The 21,733-nt window shown below is 57.8% G+C and carries 27 protein-coding genes; 20 read left to right on the top strand and 7 right to left on the bottom strand.

Annotated features, from left to right (window positions below):
* Nucleotides 1-475 precede the first annotated feature (475 nt).
* The 17 genes from SLH47_RS15030 to SLH47_RS14950 all read left to right on the top strand — a co-directional run bounded on the left by SLH47_RS15030 (nt 476) and on the right by SLH47_RS14950 (nt 8,703).
* Nucleotides 476-1,129: a helix-turn-helix domain-containing protein gene (locus SLH47_RS15030; protein ID WP_320240369.1), complete on the top strand. Its 654-nt coding sequence runs from the start codon at nt 476-478 to the stop codon at nt 1,127-1,129.
* 17 nt (nt 1,130-1,146) lie between these two features.
* Nucleotides 1,147-1,323: a hypothetical protein gene (locus SLH47_RS15025; protein ID WP_320240368.1), complete on the top strand. Its 177-nt coding sequence runs from the start codon at nt 1,147-1,149 to the stop codon at nt 1,321-1,323.
* A 660-nt stretch (nt 1,324-1,983) separates the two neighbouring features.
* The gene (locus SLH47_RS15020; RefSeq protein ID WP_320240367.1) at nt 1,984-2,187 is read left to right on the top strand and encodes a hypothetical protein; all 204 of its coding nucleotides are present in this window, start codon (nt 1,984-1,986) and stop codon (nt 2,185-2,187) included.
* The gene (locus SLH47_RS15015; RefSeq protein WP_320240366.1) at nt 2,180-2,503 is read left to right on the top strand and encodes a hypothetical protein; all 324 of its coding nucleotides are present in this window, start codon (nt 2,180-2,182) and stop codon (nt 2,501-2,503) included. The genes SLH47_RS15020 and SLH47_RS15015 overlap by 8 nt, the downstream gene beginning before the upstream one ends.
* Nucleotides 2,487-3,041, top strand: coding sequence for a hypothetical protein (locus tag SLH47_RS15010; protein ID WP_320240365.1), 555 nt, complete (start codon nt 2,487-2,489; stop codon nt 3,039-3,041). Before SLH47_RS15015 ends, SLH47_RS15010 begins: the two co-directional genes overlap by 17 nt.
* A complete protein-coding gene (locus SLH47_RS15005) occupies nt 3,028-3,696 on the top strand; it encodes a hypothetical protein (protein ID WP_320240364.1) in 669 nt (222 codons plus the stop codon). Before SLH47_RS15010 ends, SLH47_RS15005 begins: the two co-directional genes overlap by 14 nt.
* Before the next feature lie 219 nt (nt 3,697-3,915).
* Nucleotides 3,916-4,047 carry a hypothetical protein gene (locus tag SLH47_RS15000; RefSeq protein WP_320240363.1) on the top strand — a complete coding sequence of 44 codons (132 nt, stop codon included), beginning with the start codon at nt 3,916-3,918 and terminating at the stop codon, nt 4,045-4,047.
* Between the two features lie 2 nt (nt 4,048-4,049).
* Nucleotides 4,050-4,868: a major capsid protein P2 gene (locus SLH47_RS14995; RefSeq protein WP_320240362.1), complete on the top strand. Its 819-nt coding sequence runs from the start codon at nt 4,050-4,052 to the stop codon at nt 4,866-4,868.
* Between the two features lie 81 nt (nt 4,869-4,949).
* On the top strand, nt 4,950-5,432 hold the full coding sequence (locus SLH47_RS14990; protein WP_320240361.1) for a hypothetical protein: 483 nt from the start codon (nt 4,950-4,952) through the stop codon (nt 5,430-5,432).
* Nucleotides 5,432-5,686 (top strand): hypothetical protein, encoded by a 255-nt coding sequence (locus SLH47_RS14985; RefSeq protein ID WP_320240360.1) that lies wholly within the window; start codon nt 5,432-5,434, stop codon nt 5,684-5,686. The genes SLH47_RS14990 and SLH47_RS14985 overlap by 1 nt, the downstream gene beginning before the upstream one ends.
* Before the next feature lie 12 nt (nt 5,687-5,698).
* Nucleotides 5,699-6,091 carry a hypothetical protein gene (locus SLH47_RS14980; protein WP_320240359.1) on the top strand — a complete coding sequence of 131 codons (393 nt, stop codon included), beginning with the start codon at nt 5,699-5,701 and terminating at the stop codon, nt 6,089-6,091.
* Complete coding sequence (locus SLH47_RS14975) at nt 6,088-6,789, top strand: hypothetical protein (protein WP_320240358.1); 702 nt, start codon at nt 6,088-6,090, stop codon at nt 6,787-6,789. Before SLH47_RS14980 ends, SLH47_RS14975 begins: the two co-directional genes overlap by 4 nt.
* A complete protein-coding gene (locus SLH47_RS14970; RefSeq protein ID WP_320240357.1) occupies nt 6,789-7,541 on the top strand; it encodes a hypothetical protein in 753 nt (250 codons plus the stop codon). Before SLH47_RS14975 ends, SLH47_RS14970 begins: the two co-directional genes overlap by 1 nt.
* Before the next feature lies 1 nt (nt 7,542).
* Nucleotides 7,543-7,716, top strand: coding sequence for a hypothetical protein (locus SLH47_RS14965; protein ID WP_320240356.1), 174 nt, complete (start codon nt 7,543-7,545; stop codon nt 7,714-7,716).
* Nucleotides 7,713-7,922: a hypothetical protein gene (locus SLH47_RS14960; protein ID WP_320240355.1), complete on the top strand. Its 210-nt coding sequence runs from the start codon at nt 7,713-7,715 to the stop codon at nt 7,920-7,922. The genes SLH47_RS14965 and SLH47_RS14960 overlap by 4 nt, the downstream gene beginning before the upstream one ends.
* Nucleotides 7,923-7,924: 2 nt before the next feature.
* Nucleotides 7,925-8,119, top strand: coding sequence for a hypothetical protein (locus SLH47_RS14955; RefSeq protein WP_320240354.1), 195 nt, complete (start codon nt 7,925-7,927; stop codon nt 8,117-8,119).
* A 353-nt stretch (nt 8,120-8,472) separates the two neighbouring features.
* Complete coding sequence (locus tag SLH47_RS14950) at nt 8,473-8,703, top strand: hypothetical protein (protein ID WP_320240353.1); 231 nt, start codon at nt 8,473-8,475, stop codon at nt 8,701-8,703.
* Here SLH47_RS14950 and SLH47_RS14945 read toward each other — a convergent pair.
* The 5 genes from SLH47_RS14945 to SLH47_RS14925 form a co-directional block, all read right to left on the bottom strand.
* Entirely contained in the window at nt 8,700-9,137 is a 438-nt protein-coding gene (locus SLH47_RS14945; RefSeq protein ID WP_320240352.1) for a helix-turn-helix domain-containing protein, read from the bottom strand. The two genes, SLH47_RS14950 and SLH47_RS14945, sit on opposite strands and share 4 nt — an antisense overlap.
* Nucleotides 9,138-9,551: 414 nt before the next feature.
* A complete protein-coding gene (locus SLH47_RS14940) occupies nt 9,552-10,580 on the bottom strand; it encodes a GDP-mannose 4,6-dehydratase (protein WP_320240351.1) in 1,029 nt (342 codons plus the stop codon).
* Nucleotides 10,580-11,746, bottom strand: coding sequence for a nucleotide sugar dehydrogenase (locus SLH47_RS14935; RefSeq protein ID WP_320240350.1), 1,167 nt, complete (start codon nt 11,744-11,746; stop codon nt 10,580-10,582). The genes SLH47_RS14940 and SLH47_RS14935 overlap by 1 nt, the downstream gene beginning before the upstream one ends.
* 75 nt (nt 11,747-11,821) lie before the next feature.
* Nucleotides 11,822-13,426 carry a hypothetical protein gene (locus SLH47_RS14930; protein ID WP_320240349.1) on the bottom strand — a complete coding sequence of 535 codons (1,605 nt, stop codon included), beginning with the start codon at nt 13,424-13,426 and terminating at the stop codon, nt 11,822-11,824.
* Between the two features lie 22 nt (nt 13,427-13,448).
* Complete coding sequence (locus SLH47_RS14925) at nt 13,449-15,656, bottom strand: hypothetical protein (protein ID WP_320240348.1); 2,208 nt, start codon at nt 15,654-15,656, stop codon at nt 13,449-13,451.
* 223 nt (nt 15,657-15,879) lie between these two features.
* Here SLH47_RS14925 and SLH47_RS14920 point away from each other — a divergent pair, with 223 nt between their 5' ends.
* Complete coding sequence (locus SLH47_RS14920) at nt 15,880-18,108, top strand: glycosyltransferase family 2 protein (RefSeq protein ID WP_320240347.1); 2,229 nt, start codon at nt 15,880-15,882, stop codon at nt 18,106-18,108.
* On the opposite strand, the gene SLH47_RS14915 is transcribed toward SLH47_RS14920, so the two are convergent.
* Nucleotides 18,105-19,151: a glycosyltransferase family 2 protein gene (locus SLH47_RS14915; RefSeq protein WP_320240345.1), complete on the bottom strand. Its 1,047-nt coding sequence runs from the start codon at nt 19,149-19,151 to the stop codon at nt 18,105-18,107. The two genes, SLH47_RS14920 and SLH47_RS14915, sit on opposite strands and share 4 nt — an antisense overlap.
* Before the next feature lie 190 nt (nt 19,152-19,341).
* Here SLH47_RS14915 and aroQ point away from each other — a divergent pair, with 190 nt between their 5' ends.
* Both aroQ and SLH47_RS14905 read left to right on the top strand, forming a co-directional pair.
* Nucleotides 19,342-19,785, top strand: coding sequence for a type II 3-dehydroquinate dehydratase (gene aroQ, locus SLH47_RS14910; RefSeq protein ID WP_320240344.1), 444 nt, complete (start codon nt 19,342-19,344; stop codon nt 19,783-19,785).
* On the top strand, nt 19,785-20,546 hold the full coding sequence (locus tag SLH47_RS14905) for a LuxR family transcriptional regulator (protein ID WP_320240343.1): 762 nt from the start codon (nt 19,785-19,787) through the stop codon (nt 20,544-20,546). Before aroQ ends, SLH47_RS14905 begins: the two co-directional genes overlap by 1 nt.
* Nucleotides 20,547-20,874: 328 nt before the next feature.
* On the opposite strand, the gene SLH47_RS14900 is transcribed toward SLH47_RS14905, so the two are convergent.
* The gene (locus SLH47_RS14900) at nt 20,875-21,714 is read right to left on the bottom strand and encodes a hypothetical protein (RefSeq protein WP_320240342.1); all 840 of its coding nucleotides are present in this window, start codon (nt 21,712-21,714) and stop codon (nt 20,875-20,877) included.
* Nucleotides 21,715-21,733: the final 19 nt, after the last annotated feature.

Here is a 21,733-nt window from a genome sequence, read left to right as displayed (position 1 = left end):
GTTTTGCGAGGAGAGTGACACTTCTGCTTTGCTCATGGGTGACATTATCGCTTTGCAGCTACATGCGTGAATCGCATAATCAGTAGATTGGTACGCATTTTTGCAAGAAAAACAGGGGCTTAAAATATTTGCGCCCCCGTCTCAAAGGCAAGATTCCACATCAACCAGAAGACGGGGACGCTATAACGCGGCCTGCGTACCTACTCTATATATGGCGTGTGATGACCTGACAACCCCTAGAGGCATGTCATGGCAAGAACAAAACGTGGACCCGCATTTACCCCAGAAGAAGACCTGCAAATCGTCTACCTAAAGGCAATTGGTCACTCATATCAAGACATCACCGACAGGCTCATGACAGGCCGAAGCCGTAGGGCCGTCGAGACCCGATCACTCAGGCTCGAACAGTCAGGGGAGGCGGCTAAGATGCGCCAGACCCTGCGAGAAAGGTTGAACGCGACCGCAGGCGCGTGACATGGCGCGCGAAAAGCAAGGGCCTAAGCCCTATGGTTACAGCTATCAAAACGCTGTGATTGAAGCCGCTGAAATCATGGGGCTGAAATTTGGTCCCCTGTCGGTACTCAAATGCCTCGTTAAGCATTGCAACGGCGATAGCGGTCAAGCGCGGCCCAGCAAGGACACACTAGCCACCCTTGGCGGGCAGGGGCTTAGGACAGTCAAAAGGCACCTTAGAACGCTTGAGGACACCGGTCTCATCGAACCGATGGCTTACGTCACGGGCGGGCATGCGCGCTCAACCGTTTACAAGTTTGGACTGCCGATGTGGTCCAGCCCGCGCGCGCCAAAGAACAGTGCCAAAACGGCATGGTTGAAAGAGCAACGCCAGACTTACGGTGCCAATTTGTCCACTTACGGTGCCATTTTGTCCACTTACGGTGCCAAATTGGCACCCCAACAAAGAAGAACAGAAGAAGAAACAGGGGAAGAGGAGAAGGCCGCCGCTAGTCGCGGCGCGGGGCTGTCCGACGCCTCCGGCGTCTGCCCCGAAAGCGGACGGCCAGACCGTCCGTCCGCTTTTCGCGAGTGGGACGGTGACGAGAACTACAGCCAATACCTGGACGAGAAGAAAGCGTGGGAGAATGGGGCGCTTCGCGCCGCTGAGAATTAATAGGGAGTGAAAATCTGATGGCGTACACGAGACAGATAGCCCGGAAACATCTGATAGCGGATGGTCTGGAACTGGCAGCACAGACCTGCCTAGAGCGGGCGCGTGATCCTGAAACGAGCGCCTGCGCCAAAGCCACCTACAGGCAGCTATCCGATGACTATCAGCAAGAGGCCGAGCGGGTGAGGGCAGAATGAGCGGGCAAAAGGAAACGAAAATGGATGTGTTAGTGTTGGATCGCGCTTTGCAGCATCTACTTTGGGGCAACGGCTACCACTCGATAAATCAAATCATCAAAAGGGTCACAATCTCGGAGTTTTGCCCCAAATGCGGCGAACGACGCGGGAAGCCCCAGTTGCGACGGTTCTGCGAAGACGGTGAGTGGTATGACGTGAGCTGCTGGCAGAACCCATGCGGGCATATAGACAAATATCAAGACGTCATCGCTGAAGCGGCTGAGGGCCGAAAAAAGCGGGCAGGGGCATCGGTGCCGAATGTTGACGACTGTAAACATTAGATCCGATGTTGACGAACGTAAACAACTGCGTGAGATCCAAAAATGTACTATCTGTGGCAATACGTAGACGACGATACACTGGTGAGAACAAGACACCGCAGCCGAGCAATGTGGGGCCATCCAAAAACCGGATGGACGTCCAGACAAGCGGCACACACTTACGCCAAACGCCACGGGATTGACTGCATCGTCCTGAAAGAGCGTGAGAGCAAACAGATCGACCTAGAGGATTACATAAAGAAGAAGGGGCGCTGAGGCCCCTTTTTCATTTTGCGGGATTCTCAAAAGCACGGTATTATGATACCCCATACGGGCGAGTAACCAGATAGGAGGCACGCCCGTGCAAACACCCCAAAATCGAGCGGTCCGCGAAAAGATCACGACGCTACGTGACGAGATCAAAGGCTTCACGCCCGTGAAGGTCATGGCCAACCCAATGTCGATCCAGAAGACCGCATTACGTACGTGCGATCTGCTGGCGGAATTGCTGGACCTGATCGACGCCCAAACCCCGTACGTGGCCGAGGGGCAGGGCCATGACTGATCCATACCCCGATATCGAGCGCAACAAGACGGTCATCGCCAAGATCGACTGTCCGTGTTGTGGGCGCGTCAATCCGATCCGCATGAACAAATCCAACAAGCTCTTTTTCACCTGCAAGTGGCCGACCGGTGACGATGGCACGCTTTGCCTTGTGGAGCGGCGATACTCACACAAAGAGACCGCCACGATGATGCGCAAATTCTATCAAGACAAACTCAAGATGAAGGGGCCAGACCATGCCACCGAAGAAGACACAGGAACCGACACCGGAACACCAGCCAAGCGAGGAGGAGGCGTCTATGACTTCTACGAGTGATGAAGGTCTGGCCGCGCTGGAAAGCATGGCCATGCCGGATATCGAACCGGGCGAGACGGACGCGGACGGCCCGCAACAGATTGACGAGGACGGCAACCCGGTATTCGAGCCAGAGAGTTTCGAGCCGGAGAGGCTGACCAAGGATGCGTTTTGGGCGGCGTTCAAGGCGGCGTTCCAGTTGGGGTCTGTGACGTTCCCCGGCGGTCCATTACCGCAGCTTGCCATCCAGCCACACGAGCAAGAACACGCCCGTGCGGCGTCTGATGCAACCTATGATCTGCTGGACGCTTATGCGCCGTTCTTCCTCGACAGCGGACGTGAGCAATTGATGCTGTTCATGACCGCCGGGTCGTTCTTCTTCCTCAAGGCCAAGGTTGTGCAGATGGCAATCCTCGAACGTCGCGCGGAACGGATGCAAGCCGCCCAGGCATCGCAGAACGGCCCGCGACCGCAGCCGCGCCGCCCGTCGCAGGCTGAGCCGGTGGGCGACGTGTGGGAGATGGACGTGGAGGAGGTTCAGGCCGATGAGCAGGGCTAAGAATGCGGGCCGCATTGGCGTCTGGGGATCGTCGGGCAGTGGCAAGACGACATACCTACTCGACAGGCTGCATGGCCGGGGCAGGGTGGTTGTCATGGACGTCACCGGCGACATTGTTGCGGAGGGCTTCAAGCGATGCGCAACCGTCGATGAGGTGCGCAAGGCGATGGTTGCAGACTGGCGCAAGTTCCGCGTGGCGTATTGCCCGCAGCCGGGGCAGGAGGCGCGCTGTCTCAACCAGTTGGCCGGGATGTTGGCGACGGCACAGAAAGGCTACGAGGCCGGACAGCATGACATGATGCTGACGCTGGCTGTTGATGAGATGGCCGACGCATTCCCCGCGGCTGGCGGGCCAACCAAGGCCCCCAATTTTGCCACGCTCTGCAGTCAGGGGCGGCACAAGGGAATTGAGTTGTTCGGCTGTTCGCAACGCATCGCGGAGGTGCATTCGCGTTTCCGAGGCAACTGCACTGAGGCCGTGGTCTTTACCAACATCGAACCGAATGACGTTGCACGTTCGGCAGCAACGCTGGGCCTCAAACCGGCGGACGTGGAAAACCTCAAGCCGCTGCAATTCCTGCATCGCGTACGTGCGGGGGAGGTCTCAACCGGGGGTGTGACACCCGGTCGCAGAAAAAAGCACAAAACCACGTAACGTTACGTACGTGGGGAGCGCTGAGACAGGATTCCCCGTTTTCCGCTAACTGGCCGCACTGAGAGATCAGAGCGGCCATTTTTTTGTGAGGTGAGCGGATGAAAAAGCAGATTGCCAGCGCAGTGATTGCGGGCCTCATCCTGCTGGTCATCCGTGAAATCATCTTCAACCGGCCCGACGATCCAAAACCCGGAATGATGGTCTAGGAGGGCCTAATCCATGAAAATCAAAGGACAAGACATTCGCCTTGCCGTCACGGTGGCCGTTGCGATTGTCGGCACTGGCTACCTCATGGCCGTGTTCGGCAACAACCCAATCATTGCGCAATCGCGCATGGGCTACGGGGGCTAGGAATGGTCTACCGCCTAAACAAACTCCCGACGCCACAAGTAGGCGCGGGCCAGACGGCAACCTGCCGCATTCCACTGGGGCCGACCTACACGGCCCTGATGCTGGAAGTAAAATCCGGCCCAACCCGCCAGCCGGTCTCCGCCAACAACCTCGACAACGGTATCGGCGAAATTCGTCTGATCGTGGATGGCGACACCAAGATGCGAGGCGATGCATCCTTCTTTCGCAAGCGTGCGGCCTTCTATGGCATCCCGTGGGTGCCCGGTTGCCTGCCGCTACTGTTGACAAGCCCATGGGCGCGCACGCGCGGCGGCGAGGACAGCACCGGCTACGGCACCTTTGGCGGCAGCATGGCCAACTTCACGCTTGAGGTTGATTTCGAGGACGTGCTGAACCAGCCTAGGCTGGAGATCTATGCACGTCAGTCTGACCCGCGCCCCTTTGGCACCCATTTGCGCATCCAGCCCTATGCTGACGATTTCGGCTTTACGGGTCAGCATGAGATGGTGGGCGTCCCGGCCCTTGGGCCACACCGTTTGCTGGCGCTCGATATCGACAATGCCGACATCGGCGAAGTGGAGGTGCTGGCCAACAATGTGCGCCAGTATATCTCAACGCCGATTATCCGCGAACAACAGCTGCGCACCTCGGGGCGCACGCCGCAGGACGGGTTCACGCATATCGACTTCATTGGCGAGCAGCGTATGGATGAGGCAATGCCTCTGAAGCTGACGGACTTCCGGGTGAAAGCCGATTTCCTCGCGGCCCCGAACGCGTTCAAAATCTACGCGACCACGATCCAAGACGACAACATCGCCTGACACCTGCAGGTGATTGTCCCGGCGGCGGGGCGATGAACAGCCCCGCCGTTCCCCAAACCCCTCAACGATGGAGCGCCAGACATGCGCAGCCCAACCGATTTTCAGTATACCAGCAAGACCCCGTCCACAGACGGGCTTGTCCGCCTTGCACGCGGCTGGTTTGACGCCGCTGGCAAGCTGATCATTCCTGCCGCCGCCCCGACCCGTCCGGGCAGTCCAACAACCCACCAGTATCGCCCGCCAAGCATCCCGCGCGTGCGTAGCCCCACGGATTTTCAGTACCGGGGCAACCGCCAGAACGTGCAGCCTGTTCCGACCGTCACGACCGTGGAAACGGATGGGGCCAGCGGGTTCTTCCAGGAACTGCGTGACGCGGCCCGCAACACCCTTTTGACGGGGCTGGATGATGCGCTTGACTATGGCCGTGCCCGGCTCGCTAACGGCGCTCGTGGCGGCCCTGCCGCGCAGCCAGCGCATATGGTCCCTGATGACGGCGGCATCCCGGTGGGGCTGATCGTCGGTGCTGCCCTTGTTGGTGGCATCCTCTACCTGAAGTTCGGCTGATGGCGATGTCACCTGACACGCTCCTAGACGATCCAAGCACCGCCGCCAGCTTGGGCAGTGCAGCGACAGGCTTGCCGCCGTTCAGCCTGACGGCAGGACCGGCGACGGCAGAGGGCCACAACCAAGGCACCAACACCGCAGCGACGGGCACGTTTTCATTCGGCGAAGCACCGACAGGGCTAGCGGCTGTCGCGCAAACCGCAGTGCCGTTTCTGATCATTGGCGGCGTCTTGTGGTTCGCAATGCGCAAATAAAGGAGGCTCACCTTGGTATTCAGATTTGGCAGCACTAGCAAAAGCAGCAACCGCACCCAGAACAACAGCACGGTCGAAGACAACCGCATCGCCGCCGATGGCGAGGGGCGTGTCTACCGCCTTGATGAGGGTGACCTGACCATCACGGACGGCGGTGCCTTTGATCTGGTCGAAACCGCCTCGACCCGCGCCTTTGAGGCTGCGGAAGGCGTGGGGGACATCTCCCGCGACCTGACAATGCGATCTCTTGATCTGGCGGCGGATAGCCTTGCGCGCGCTGACGCGGCCTTCTCTGACGCTGCCGCCCGGTCGGGGTCCGAGCAGGCGCAATTCTTCGAACGGCTCGTTGAATACGCCATCCCTGCAATCGCCATCATCTTCATTGCCCGGAGTGTCTTCAAATGAGCATCGCATCCTATCGCAAACTTGCCTACGCCATCAAGCCGGGGGCTACTCAGGGCATCGACCGGCAGGGTGATTTCTTTCACGTGTTGCGCGCTGACGGTGCGTTTTCGGTCGCGTGGGATGATGACGCAGCCACCCCGTTTTTTGCCGGTCTCGAATACGAGGTGCGCGACGGGCGCAGCTTCAACAAGGTGCAGATCGTCAACAAGGGTCAGGATGTTCTCAATATCGAAGTGGGCATCGGGAGCGGCGGCATTCGCGATAGCCGCCTGACCACATCCGGGCCGGTGGATGCGCGCGACAATGGCGGGGCGTCCTTTGGCGATGTGGTGAACGCCGCCGAAGCGGCGCAATGGCTCAATATGGACGGCTATAGGTGGGACAATTTTGAGGGCGGCGACAATCAGATGGTGCGGCGGGATGACAACGATCATGGCATCGAAATTCTGCATGCACAGCTTTCATCGGGCAGCGCGTCCACGGCGAGGCTTGTCATGCAGTGGTCACCCCCGCCGGTGAATGTTGGGCCGGGTGGAATAGGCGTCGGGCAGCCCGTGATCTATAACCGCCCGCTCCTGCAGGTGAGCAACGGCGCATCGACCAGCATTGCGCGTGTGCGGCTCCCAAGGCGGGTAGCGTTGTCATACGATCATGGTGGCGATGGGTCTGCGCTGTGCATTGCCTACAGGCTGCTGTGATGGCGCGCTGGGTCAAAGCTGTGGTGGCGGCGGGCATCGTCGGGACTGTCGGCTGGGCGGTCCGCGAGGTGCAGGCCCGTGAGGCGGCAGAGGGGCAGGGACGCGTCACACCGGCGTCTGGTGGCTCCGCTGGCAGGGTGCGGCCTCAGGATGCCTTGCAGCGCTTCGGCGACGCCTTCCTGCGGCCCGTTGGCGGTAATGCCGTCCAGCGCCCCGCTCAGGGCCACGTACGTGCGGCGCGCGGCAGCGGCAATGTGGAGCCGCTTCTGAGCCTGATCCGGAAACACGAAAGCCGGGGCGATTACGGCGCCGTATGGGGCCGGATCGCGCGCAAGGATTATCCGCCACGTACGTTGCAGACGATGACCATTGGCGAGGTGCTGGCGTGGCAGGACAGTATTGACCGGAAATACAATTCCGAAGCCGCCGGGGCCTACCAGATTTTGGAGGACACCCTGCGCGGCCTCTACAAGCAGGCGGGCCTGACGCTCAACGACCTTTTCAACCGCGCCAATCAGGACAGGCTTGCGATTGCGCTGCTGCGCCGCCGGGGTCTTGACCGGTATCGCAACGGCCAGATCACGGACGTGGCGTTCGCGCAGAACCTTTCCAAGGAATGGGCCTCACTGCCTGCACAGACGCGGGACAAGCGCCGACGCAAGGCGACGGGACAAAGCTACTACGCGGGCGATGGTCTGAATAAATCGCTCACCACCAAAGCGGCTGTCTTGGCCGCAGTAAGGAAAATCTGACATGGGTGTACACGTGATCATTTGGGGCATCATCGCGCTTGGGGTGGGGGGATACGCCGCCAGCAAGGCCGGTGATGCCGCCGAGTCCACGACCGAGCTTGTGAAATGGGCGACCATCGCCGGAGGGGTCTACGTGTCTTACCGGGCCTTGCAGGCATCGGGGGCCATCAAATGAGCGCCGTGGAGCTGATACTGGCCGCGCTGGCCGCTGCAAACCTGCTTGGGGTAGGGGGGCTCTACTACCGCATGGGCGCGGCCATTGCCACCATCGAGAGCGCCAGCAAGCGGGTGGACCGCCTGCATGACGACATGACCCGGCTGACCGGCCGGGTCACGGAATTGGAACGGCACCAGCGGGTGCGCTTAATCAAGGAGAGCTAAACATGCTATCACTTCCCATTCGTTTCCTGTTGTCGGATCGCGTCACCGCGTCCGTCTCGCGCCATGTTGGCGGTGCCGCAGGTGCGGCGGTGCTGGCGATGGGGCTGGCCAACGAGGTTGACGCCGCTGCCGTGGGTGGCGCGGTTGGCACGCTCGCCGCCTTCGGGCTGGCCGTCATCAAGGAGTGGGTGCGCTAGCCCCACTTTGCAATCCATCGTCAAACGGGCTTCTGGGACCCCTCAGAGGCCCGTTTTGCGTTTGAAATCGCCTCTCTCGTTGACCTCGTTCGCCCGGATCGGGCCGGAGGGCATCGAGATCGACGGGAGGGGCCGACTTCCACGGACTTCCAACGACTTCCACCTTCAGACGGTTGCGGATCTGCAATTCTGGATCCGTTATTGCAGCCTTGCAATTTCCCCAGCTGGGCGAATTGCAGACTTGCAACGCGATCGATGTAATTGCAGAATCGCAATTGTAGCCAGGAAGGAATTGCAGACCTGCAAAAAAGCCGGCGTAAATTGCAGACCTGCAAAAAAGGAGGATTCCGATCATGCTCACAATCCCGGAAATGGAAGCGAAGCTGCATGATGACATCTTTGCCGCTGTCGAGCGCGCCTTGGCGGACTGCTACCAGCAGAACCAAGCCGCAGCCAAGTTGGGTGTCACGCCATCATGGCTGACGCGCTACTGCCAGAAGCACAGCGACCGGCTGGCCGCGTCCGAGGTGTTCACCGGCTGGAAGCGGGACGACATGATCCGCAAGCACCGATATCGCCGCTAGCCGTGTTCCCGCCATGCGTCCCTGAGACGCCGCCCGGTGGCCTCAGACAGCCCCAGAGAGGCGCTTGCCGCCTTGAGGGTCGCGCCATTGGCGATGAGGGCCAGCAGCTTGAGGGTCTGGGCGCGTCTGCGGCTTATTCTGCGGGCTGCGCGCAGGTGCTGCGCACGGATGGCGACCGGTAGCACTTGCTGTCCTGCGGCCCGCGCGATGATGGGTGCTTGCGTCCTGATTTCGGCGGCGGGCAGATCGACCAGTTGCAAGGCGGCGGCATCCAGTGCGGCCAGATGTGGCGGCGGTGTCGTGGGCCGCTCTGGTGCGGTCATGGCGTGGTCGAGCTGGTCGGCGAGTTTGCGATGTTCGCGAGCTTGGTTTTCGAGGTCGGTTGCGATGCGTCGCAAGCGCTCGCTGACATCATTAAATCTTGGGTCGGGCATAGAGAGGCGTGCCACTTTCGCGTGGTTTCAATTTACGATCCTTGCGTGTGACGCCTCTCATCCACTGCAATCAGGCCGTGTAAACGATCTACCAAGATGCAGAGCGGGTGCCAAGGCCCAGCGAACACGGGGGCTATGCTAGATGTTGTGGTCTGTGTTTGACGGGTGATTTCTGTGTCATCGCGTGGTCGAGCTGGTCGGCGAGTTTGCGATGGCTGGCGGCTTGGGCTTCAAGGTCTGTCGCGAGCCGCCGGAGCTTGCAGCTTATGTCATTGTATCGTTGGTCGGGCATATGTGGGGGAGTACGCTATATTTAGTGTTGAACGGATGCACTCTATACGCTATCAGGGTTTTACCACATCAACTAAACAGGTCAAAAAGGCGCATAGTCAGTATTATGTTAAAGCCTTCTGACTATACGGATAAGTCGTTGGAGCGCTCATAATATGCGCGATGCCAAACAACATAGGCCTGAACACCTTCATTGACGTCGGTCTTTGGCGCATAACCTGTCAGATCTTGCAGTAGCGACGTGTCCGCCCAAGTTGCTGGCACGTCTCCGGGCTGCATGGGAAGCATCGTCTTTTCTGCAGTCTTGCCGCAGGCTTGCTCGATAGCCCTAACAAAGGCCATAAGCTGTACCGGTGCGCCATTTCCGATATTGACCACGCGCCATGGCGCAACCGGCGATTGGGAATTGTCTCTGCTTTCTTTTGCGGCAGTTTCAGGGATCGCGTCACAAAGCATCACGATGGCGCGGACAAGGTCGGTCACGTACGTGAAATCACGCATCATATCGCCGTTGTTGAACACCTTGATAGGTTTGCCATCCAGGATGGCTTGTGTGAACAGATGCGGCGCCATGTCTGGTCGGCCCCACGGCCCGTAAACGGTGAAGAAGCGGAACATCGTGATCGGAATATCGAAAAGATGTGCGTAACTGTGCGACATCGCCTCAGTCGCCTTCTTCGTTGCAGCGTAGTACGACATAGGCAGATCGACCTTGTCCGTTTCACGATACGGCATCTGTGTGTTCGCACCGTAGACAGAGCTGGTTGATGCCATCAGCAGATGCGTCGGCGGAAAGGCACGCGCGGCCTCCAGCAATTCAAACGATCCTACAAGATTGGATTGCGTGTAACTTCTTGGATTTTCGATGGAATAGCGGACGCCTGCCTGACCAGCCAAGTGGATGACATAGTCCGGACGGTACGTCTCGAAAAGGCCCATCAACAGGCCCGGATCTTCGACGCCGCCTTTGATGCTGACATAGTTTTCGTCCGAGATCAGCTGCGCCTCACGCGCGGCCTTCAGCGCGGGATCATAGTAGTCATTGTGGTTATCAAGCCCGATCACCCGGGCCCCCTGCCCCAGCAACATCTGGCTCAAGTGAAAGCCAATGAAGCCTGCGGCGCCGGTGACCAGTGCCGTTTTTCCGTTCATCAATCCACCTCGAACAGATCGCGTGTATAAACCTTGTCAGCGACGTCGTTAATTTCGTCTGTCAATCGATTGGCGAGTATCAGGTCTGCCTCTGCCTTGAATGCGTCCAGGTCACGTTCGACACGGCTACGGAAGAAGTGTTCATCCTCAAGCACAGGTTCATAGACGATGCATGTTATTCCTTTGGCCTTGATCCGCTTCATAATGCCTTGGACAGAGCTGTCGCGGAAATTGTCAGAGCCCGCTTTCATAACCAACCGGTAAACACCCACAACCTTTGGATTTTTCGCGATGATCTGATCCGCGATAAAGTCCTTGCGCGTACGGTTGGATTGGACAATCGCCGCGATCAGGCTCTGCGGAACCTGATCATAGTTCGAGAGAAGCTGCTTGGTATCCTTGGGCAAGCAGTAACCGCCATAGCCAAAAGACGGATTGTTGTAATGTGCACCAATGCGAGGATCGAGACTGACGCCATCTATGACTTCTCGTGCATCGAGGTTATGTGCAATCGCATAGCTGTCAAGTTCGTTGAAATAGGCCACGCGCATGGCAAGATAGGTATTCGAGAAGAGCTTGATCGCCTCGGCCTCTATCGACTTGGTGAAGAGGACCGGCATGTCTTTTTTCACCGCACCTGCCACAAGTAAATCCGCGAAGGTGCGGGCATTTTCCGAATGGGCGCCAACGATGATTCGTGAAGGATGAAGATTGTCTTCTAAGGCCTTGCCTTCACGCAGAAATTCAGGAGAGAAGATGATCTGATCATAGCCAAGTTCAGCCTTCAGGTTGGATGTAAAACCGACCGGTGTCGTTGACTTGATAATGATGCACGCATCGGGCGCGCGCTTGCGTGCTTCGGCGATGACGGCCTCAACACTGCTGGTGTCGAAAAGATTGGTTTTGGGGTCATAATTCGTTGGCGTCGCAACGATGACAAAATCAGCGCCGTTATAGGCTTCGGCAGGATCGGTGGTGGCCCGCAGATCAAGGTCTCGCGTCGCCAAAAACTCGCTCATCAGCGCATCTTCGATGGGGGGCTGACGGTCGTTCACATCCGCAACGCGGCTCTCATCGATATCAATGGCGACGACTTCGTTGTGTTGTGCCAACAAAATGGCATTCGACAATCCGACATAGCCCAACCCGGCAACAGCGATCTTCATTCGTTGTAGGTCCTGTCCAAATGTGTTCCGAGCGTCCTAAGCGACATAATGCGCCGCAGCAATCCCTCGCAAAGGTTACTCATCTTCTGCACTTTCACTTAAAGGCAACACCATCGCCTCCTCCTCCGGTGCGCATTCACCAAAGATGTCAGCATAACGACGCAACCCGTCACGAACGCGCCTGTGGCGGGTTTTGAGCGCTTCTTGCGTCTCTTGAAGGTCTGCGGGCAATTCATATGCGAACGGTAGCGCAGCAAGCACTGGATCGGCACGCAGCAAAACGTCTGTGGTTGGTGCATTGCGCATACGGTAGGCGGTGTCCGGTTGCATCGAGAGTTGGACGAGGCGCCGGCTATTGAATGGCGACAAGTAGAATGCATGGTCTTGTCCCGGAAACAGCGTCCCGAGTGCTGCTGGGACGAGCGTTTCGTAGAAGATGAAATCCGCTGATCGCGCCAGAGCGTTCTCGGGCAGGTCGTCATAGTAACGTTGAAAAGCAGGCAGGAACCGAGTTGCCACCTCGCCATTGAACTTGCCGTTGCCAACGAGCCGCATCATTCTGATTTGCCACCGCGGTTTGCGCCACTCTTCCGGGTCTGCCGTGACAAGGTACTGACCACGCATGATGTTGGTCTGATGACCACGCATCACGATGGCGTTCTCGCGGACATTCAGAAACAACCCGTTTTCGATCTCTTTCGGCACGACTGCCATCGTCCCCGATCCGATCTTGTAACGCCGCTCCGCCAGGCGCCGCACGTAGCGTGGCACCGACACTTTCTTGCGATCATGGACTTCAAAGGGCCGGTCCTTCGCTGCGCACAAGATCCCGGCCACATGCGCATCACGGCGATTGGCATATGTATTGATATGGGAAAAAACCTGGGTGATGTCGCGCAAGGTGCTGTCACCGGCGAACGCCATCAGGAGGCGGCTGTCATTGCCGCCAGACAGCGGCAGCGAGGTCTCACCAAGCATGATCATGCGCGCCATGATTTTGCGCGTCGCGGCGATCATTTCGTCGTAGATCGCGCCGTACTGCGCCTCATCGGTTGCGAAAGCGGCCTCTTTGCGGGGCCAGAACCGCTCTGTTTGCAGCGTATCAAGCACCATTCTGTGACTTGCATTTATACGGAAAACATGCGCGTCAGATGTATGGTTCAGACCATAGGCCCCCTCGCCCGCCTCAATCTCATCGCGGTCGTAGAGCGGGTGCCAGACGGCCGGGCGATCAATACAAAGAAACGTACTTGAGGCGATGCGACCCGTCTCAGGCGCATAAACAGCGCCGATCATCCCTACGGGATCGCAGTGAAAATAGGTCTTGCCGTGCAGATGTGAGATGATGGCGTAGCGCCCGGCGAGGCACTGCAGATACTGCTCAAAGCGCTGCAAGGCATTGGCTGATGCGCTGTCGAAATCCGCGCTAAAGACCTCTTCCGGTGTTTTCCCATCATGATCCACAGCGATGCCAAGGCACAACCCAAATGCCACCCCGGTGCTGTCAGTCAGCGTTTTGCAGCGAAGCGCTTCCCCTACCCCAACCCAGTGCTGTCCCACAGCCGTGAAGGTAAAACCAGGCAGCTCAAGCGCGCTGGGGCTCACGACATATTGGTAGCGGAAGGTCTGGGCAAAGCTGACATTGTAGTCTGAGCAAAGCTGTTGGGCGTGTGTTGTCACGTGATGAGTGCCTTTGATGCCGTCACAGCCCTTGCAGGCCGCGTCTGACGGCCCGGTTGGGGTTTTTCGCCAGGATGAACTGGCCGAGCGATTTGGCCAGTCTCCGGTGGCCGCGCGTCAGCGTCCGCTGGAATAGCTCGCGCTGGTAACGAGGGAAGTCGCGCCGGGCCCGCAGCAGACGATAGTAATCCTGCTCCGTAAGCGTGCCGTCCAACGCGCCGAGGATGATCGGTGCCAAAATCCCCATCTGATTAAGCGAACTGCCTAGACGGTGGCCCAGAAGGGGCGCACGCAGATGCATCACATTGGGATGGGTGAATCGCGCGGCATGCTGCGCATCAAGCGGCTCATAAGGATCATAAAGGATCGAAACCTTGCGCGCTGCACGGCTCACATCCGCGGCATCGCCATACTCGCCGGTAAAGTCGCGGTCCCAAACGGTCTTATAGCGCGTTTCCCACGGCACCACGGATTTGTCGACGGTGGATTGCGGAGAGATGGCGACAACATCACAGCCCGGCGCGGCGGGGGAAAACGCGCAAGCCGCATAGCCGCCCATTGATGCACCGTAGAATACAACACGCTGGAATCCTTCGAAAAACCCGCTTTCTCTCAATTCATCAAACTGGTCGTAAATCCAAGGCTCGCGATACCATGTCCAGCCGCCCGCGAGCACGCCCAGCATCGACCAACCCTGTTCCTTGATGAAACTGTAGCCCCACGGGCGGCGGTCGGTGCGCTTGGTCATCGTGATATCGAGATTGTCGAATGTGACAACCAGCGTCTCCCGACTGCGCGGCGCGAACAAAAGGCTGTGGCCGTTGGTGCCTTCGCGGTACCACCCCTCTGCCCCGGCGAGAGACGTTGCGATTTGTCCCCAATCGGCAGCGTTGTCTTCTGCAGCGGGAGGCTTTGGCGTGACGCTGACTCGCGTGATGTTTTTGCCGCCTTCCTCACGTGTCGATAATGGCGCGGCAACTCCATAATCCTTCAGGAATGGAAACGCCCCAGAGCCCTTGCGGATATCCATGAAGAGACGGCTGTCGGCGTGTAGACACGCATCCAAAAAAGGCGCCAGAAAACCAATCTTATAGCGGTCCCCAAAGCCCGCAAGGTTGCATAACACGTCAACTTTGCGCAGATCCTGTGCGCTGCGAATGACCTTGATGCAGCCTGGGTCGACATCGTGATCAATCAGGAAAGCCTTGTAATCAGCGAGCCAGGGCTGATCTTCATCGGTGAACTTGCCATGCCTGTTTGTGTTGATCAGCTGCAGGTCACAATCAAACTTGTGATGCAGGGCCAACATGAAGGTACGTGCGCCACCAGAAAGATCAGCGGCTACCGTCACCTCGTCGATATCGAGCTCGTCAATAAGCGCACCATCGAAAGTTGCGTTCCCACGTCCCTTGATCGGGGCCAGATGCGGGTTGATCCCGTGTGCCTTTACGAGTTTGTCGAGATAACTGCCTTTGGGCGGCAACCCATTGTGAAGATTGCCCAATTGCCGTTTATTTGACGCCCAAAGATGCAAGGCCGTCGTCTCGTCGGTGACCAGTCCTTCGGCAATCCTTGCGCGACGCAAGAACTTCAGCCTGTCCCGAAACGTAATCGGATAGAACGCGTTCAACGGTTGTACCTGATCGGTCAGGCTCAATTCATGAACGAAATGCGTGACCATCAACGGCCCCCAAACCCCCCAAGGCTGCTGTGTGACATGAACCGGCGCGCCCCTCTCGGCCGCCTTACGCATATTCTCCTGCCGCTTTTTCGGCAGGAACGGCGCAATCGCATAGCGGTCAGACGTGAAGTCCAACATCGCCGCCAAAAGCGCGCTATCGGCGGGCATGCCTAGCACAGCATTGTTGACCCGGTGCTCTCCCGGCAATTCGTAGCCAAAGACATAGTCGCTATCGTAATCCAACGGCCTATGACAACAGACATCCGTATCAATCCAGATCATCCCCGGATTTTTATGGATCATGTGCAGGCGAAAGAGATCGGCAAACAGCGCGTAGCTGTTCTTTTGCTCATACTTGATGAAATCGTCCGTATCGATGATTTCGCGCCCATCTCGCCGGAACACACCGTCTGGGACATTCGGAATATCCTCGTAGGAAAAAAGCGTGATCTGCTGCCCCTGATCGACAAAGGATTTCAGGCAAAGCTGCTCCATCCAGCTCAGCGGGCCACCGATCCAAAGCGTGCCGACTTCGCGCAGTCGCGTCATTCGTTTTCCTTTGTCGCCACGCATTGCAAGCGCAAAACTACGATCCCCTCCAGATCACGATGTGCATTCGCCGTCTTGACCACTTACACTGCCCATGCAAGCACAACTACGCATCATATGGCCGCCTGCGCGCAACCGTATGTGCCAATGACAATGGAGGCAAGATGATCGCGGGAACGATGCAGGTGCGTCATCGCAACGCTTGCTGGGCCAGGGTGTTCCGGTGCCCGGTACGCTGATCGAGCGCAGGCTTGCGGGTCGTGAGATTGCTCAGGTGCGCATCATCGATGTGGTGGAGCATGCCTTTGAAGGCCAGAGGTATGTGACGCTTTTTTGCGATGCTGGCAGCGATCCCGACTCGATTGAGCCTGTCAACGCAACACGCACGGATGTCCGATCTGTTGTAGGCGCGCCAGTTCTTACCTTCGCCATGGAAGGCGCTGATCGGCCACGATTTCTGATCGACGGTGAAGAAGCCACACTAACGCCCGCAGAAGCCGAATTACCTCTATTCGAAGGCCGCAATGCGATCGTTGCTGAGCGCAATGGAGAGGATGCAACGACCGTTTTGGAGTGGTTGCATTATCACATGGATCGCCACGATCTCGAGGGCGTTGTCCTTCTTGATCGTGCGAAACCGGGTGCTGACCCTGATTTCGTGTCCGATTTGACAGCAGTTTTGCCGGATCTCCCCGTCGTTCTCGTCAGCAGCGATCTACCACTTGGCAAGCCAGGCTTCCCGCCCGAAGCGCATCCGTTCTGCGTCCCAGAAGCGCCGGGAAAAGACCGGATGAAGGTCCCGGCCCCAGATCCGTGGCAGGCGCCGCTCGGTGTCCTGACGTGGTATGAGATCACGCGGATGCGGTTTCTGGCCGAGGCGCGGGCCGTTGCCAATATCGATGTGCATGATCTGATCACCGCCTCTGAAACATCGGCTTTTGACCGCGCGGTCGGTGCCAAAGGCGGCTTGATCACGCTGTCCGGTCGCCATTGTTATCCCTGGCGCACGCGTCCAAACCAGCCAACGCGCTTTGCCGATCATATCTGCGTGCAATTTGATGCGCGGGGCGGGCGAATGCGCTGGTGTCTTGCACCGGCCAAAGCGCCTGATGCGGCTGTCTGGCGCATGGTGCGCGTCGGCAACGCCGTGCCTGACCGCACCCAAAGGACGGGATTTTACCGGCATATGGCGCTGCGCCACTCGACCGAAAGTATCTCAAAGATCGTGCCGAAAACGTCCTTGATCGAAGATGATGTGCTTTTGGCGCAGGCAAAGGACTATTTCAAACATGACCCTGTCCGTGTGCCCGAAGTCGCGCCACTGGAAGTGCAAAACGACAGACGCGCGATTGTCACCACGATGAAAAACGAAGGGCCGTTCATCCTTGAATGGCTGGCTTATCATCGCGCCATTGGGTTCGACGACTTTCTGGTCTACACCAATGATTGCAGCGACGGCACCGACACGATGCTGCAAATGCTGATGCAAAAGGGTCTGGTGCAGCATCGCGAGAATCCCTACCGGCAAATGGACCTTAAACCACAGCACGCCGCCCTTCAGGCCGCCGAAGATGAGCCACTGATCCGCGATGCGAAGTGGGTCGCCTGTATCGACGTGGACGAGTTTGTGAATGTCAAAGTTGGCGACGGTACGCTGCAGGCGCTCTTTGATGCGGTCCCGGACGCCAATATGATCGCGATGACGTGGCGCCTTTTTGGTAATGCCGACCGACATGCTTATGCGGACAGACCCGTCACCGAACAATTCACCCGCTGCGCGCCAGAGCTTGCTCGAAAACCGCATCAGGCCTGGGGCTTTAAGACGCTGTTTGAGAATAACGGCATCTTTAAGAAGCTGGGCGTGCACCGGCCCAAGGGGCTCAACCCGCAGCTTTGGGAGATGATCAACTGGGTCAACGGGTCGGGTCGTTCCCTGCCCCGTGGCATGTATCGCAACGGCTGGCGTTCGACGACCGAGACATATGGTTACGATCTCGTCCAACTGAACCACTATGCCGTCCGCTCCGCCGAAAGTTTCCTCGTCAAGCGTGATCGTGGCCGCGTGAACCACGTGGATCGGGATCAGGGCCTCGCCTATTGGTTTCGGATGAACAACAATGCCGAAGAGGATCATTCGATCCAGAAGCGCCTACCGATGATGCAGGCGGAATTGGCGCGGCGGATGGCGGATCCCGACATTGCCGCAGCACATCATGAGGCGGTTGCGTGGCATCGCGAGCGTATTACGGCACTCAAAGGGCGACCGGATTACGCTAAACTTTACGAGACTTTGACCGCCGAGCGCTTAGAGGCCCTGTCGCGCCTGCATAGCCATTTCGGCGCAAATGTCTTCCTGTCCGGGCCAGATGTAATCCCGGATGAAGTGCTCGCCCGAAACCCCGAGGAAGACTGGTTTTTTACCGTCGAACTGGCTGGTGAGACGGCGCACTAACCCTCTTCTTTGCGCGCCTTTTCTGCGGTGCGCATGACGCCCAGCCCCTGTAGTAGTGCCCGTTGCTGCGACATGGGCAGGACACGCGTGTCCGGCATCTGTTGAAGCCGGGCAAACAAATAAAAGCTGTCCGAATGGGTCATTAGTTCGGCGATCCGCGCCTTGCGCCACGCCACCCCTTCTTCATGCAACTCCGCAATCTCGGGGTCGGACTTCAGCGTCTCGACACGCGCCGCGACCGCAGCCTGATGGCGCAAGATGCGCCTGTCTTCCACGATATTGAGATTGCGGTCTGACCAATAGGCCAGATCGATCGGATCGCTTTCGTGGTTGGGTTTGCCACGGGCCACTTTGACCAAAAAACTCTCCATCGATCCCAGTGCGTAATGGTTGATCTGCGCGAGACCATAACGCGGCGCGGTGGTCAGGTGGATTGTGCCGGGTATGTCGGGCAGACGACGGCCATTGCCGTCAATCCAGTGTCCCCACTCCGCGCCTTCTACCAGTTTGGGTCTGTGGACACCAAGCCGGTCATAGCACGGATCGGACCGATAGAGAGACTTGAACTGCACCGCACGCCATGGCCAGAGCAGCCGTTCGGGGGCGGCCTGGGTAAACTGCGTCAGGACCGGCGCATCCACAAAATCGCGAAGCCCGGCATTGCCGAACATGCGCCATGGTAAGGCAAAGCCCTCAGCATCCGGACAGGCTGCAATCAGGTCAGCGATCCGCCCATCGCCGACATGGATACACAAAAACTCATCCACATCCGTGACATAGATCCACTCCGCGCCTTTGACTGCCGGATGGTTCCTGGCCTTGCTCAATGCGCGCCACTGGACGGATTTCTTACCCCCTGCGCGGTTGCGCTCGTGATGGACATGGCCCAGAGCCGCCAGCCGATCCAGCATTTGGTGGGTTCCATCCTCACAATCATTGCTGAAAATCAGAAAATCCGTGACGCCGATTTCCTGATGATAGGCCACCCATTCCAGGATGAACGGCGCTTCGTTCCGCATAGTTGTGATTGCAACAAGACGCATCAGTTCTTCGCAGTTCTCCGCAGGTTGGCGCCGAAGAAGACATCAATGCCACACACACGCAAGTACATACCGGTGAGACGACCTAGCCGTGCCTTGCTTTGCCTCAAACATCTGCAGGCAAGAACTGGCGCATAGCCATCGACCAACAATTCCATTTTGATCAACGAGTCAAAGATGTTAGAGGGTCCGCATGACACACAGAATTCTAATCCTCAATGGGCCCAACCTGAACTTGTTGGGAACACGTCAGCCCGAAGTCTACGGCCCGACGACGCTTGCCGATATCGAGGAGATGTGTGTCAAACGCGCCGAAGCGCTTGGCGTGACGCTCGACTTTGAACAAAGCAATCATGAAGGCGCACTGATCGATGCCATCCATGCGGCACGCGGCAAATATGCAGGCATCATCCTGAATGCCGGTGCCTTCACACACACATCGATTGCCTTGATGGATGCGATCTCATCGGCGATGGTGCCGGTGGTTGAGTTGCATCTGTCCAACATTCACGCGCGCGAAGACTTTCGCCACAAATCATACATCGCCCCCGTTGCGATCGGGCAGATCTGCGGTTTCGGGGCGGCTGGCTATCCATTGGCCATGGATGCCTTGTTGACCTATCTGGGGGAAGGTTGATGACCGAATTGATCGCACAGCTTGATCGGCTGACAAACGCGCGCAGCGTTGAGGAATTGTGGGACGTACACACCAAGCAGATGAGCCAATATGGCTTTGATCGCCTGATGTACGGTTTTACGCGCTATCGCACGTCAAGCTCGCTGGGCGATCCGCAGGATTGGGTGCTTTTGTCCACACAAAGCCAAGAATACATGAAGGTCTTTTTTGACGAAGGCCTCTATTTTCATGCGCCAATGCTGAACTGGGCACTGGCCAATGACGGCGCCTGTTCCTGGCGCTGGATGATGGACATGAACCGCATCGATAATCTGACACAAAGCGAGAAGCGGGTGATGGATTTCAATCGCGAGATGGATGTGACCGCTGGCTATACGATCAGCTTTCGGTCGATCTCGGAGCGGACGAAGGGCGCGATTGCGCTGACAGCACGTGCGGGCCTGAGCCAGGATCAGGTGGAACAGACATGGGCCAAGCACGGCGACGCGATCATCGTCATGAACAACGTGATGCACCTGAAACTGCTCACCCTGCCCTATTCCGGTGAGCGGCATCTGACCAAGCGCCAGCGCGAAGTTCTGCAATGGGTTGGCGATGGTAAAACAACCCAGGATATCGCGGTGCTGCTGGAGCTCACACCGGCCACGGTTGAGAAACACCTGCGCCTGGCGCGGGAAGCGCTGGATGTGGAAACAACGGCCCAAGCCGTTCTAAAAGCTGCATTTTATAACCAGATGTTCGTGATGGACAGCGCGCTCTAGCGCAATCTTCTTTCATCTGACGCCACGGCAAAAATCAGATGATGTCGCGAAGGTCAGGTTTCCCTGACTTTCTTAACGTAACGTTAAATGGCAATTTGTCCGTGTTCCGTGAGTGGTGGCCTTAGGCCTGGGAACAGCGTTCATTAACCCTTGCGATTACAAGGCTCTGATGGCGCACCGGGTAACCGGACGCTGGCACTTTGGGTTTGACTTGAGGTGTCAGCACTCTGTCCATATGCCGTGTCCCTCGTCCCGAAATCGGGCCGGCATAGACGACTTACGCGGCACCATGTTGTCTTCCGAACATGGTGCCGCACCTTGAAAAGACCTACGCGATCACTCCAAAGTATTCCAAGTATTGGCTTGGGACGTCGCCGAGCGTTTCGTAGTTCACAGTCTCAGGACCCGTATCTGCATACGTCGTCACGCTGAGCAGCCAATCCTCATCGCCATCACCATCGATACGCAGACGTTCGATAATCTGCGCGTTTTCATAGTTGAAGATGATCTGATCATCATCGTCGAAAACAGTCCCGCGGGATGTAATGCTTCCATCGGCGTCATAGATGGTTAACTTCCCGCGCCAGTCGAAGACACCCCCATCCGCTGGAGGCGTCTCACCAAGGTCAAAACCATCTGTCTGAAAGAATTCGCGCAACACACCATCGGTGTAGAACTGCTCTGTCTGGACGCCGTTGTCGCCGGTGATTGAGCGTGTTTCGATATCTCCATTAGCGTCAAAGCGGGTCTCGATGCTTTCCCACGGCTTTGCCCCGCCGCCCGGCAGGGGCTGACCGAATTGGTCGAAGTTGTCCGACTGGAAGCTCTCGCGCAGCACGCCGTTCTCAAAGCGCTGATCGGTGCGGGTGCCGTCGTCGAAGATAATAGTCTTGAACTCCGGCTGGCCTTCGGCGTCGTAGAATGTCTGGATGCTCTCCCAACGTTTCGCACCGCCGCCAGGCAAGGGTTGTCCGAACTGGTCGAAATTGTCTGACTGGAAGCTCTCGCGCAGCACGCCGTTCTCTAACAGCTGGTCGGTCTTGGTGCCGTCGTCGTAGGTACTAGTGCGTCCCAATACTTCACCGGTATCTGTGTCGACGCTCGTTACAATCGATTGCCAGGGGAATTGGTTCAGATCGTCCTGGCGTATGATTTCTTCGATTGGCATTTGTAATCCTTGTACTTGG

It is taken from the genome of Cognatiyoonia sp. IB215182 (genome assembly GCF_033963905.1).
In the GTDB taxonomy this organism is placed as follows: domain Bacteria; phylum Pseudomonadota; class Alphaproteobacteria; order Rhodobacterales; family Rhodobacteraceae; genus Yoonia.
Note: the sequence above shows the minus strand (reverse complement) of the source record. Positions and strands in the feature narration are given on the sequence as shown.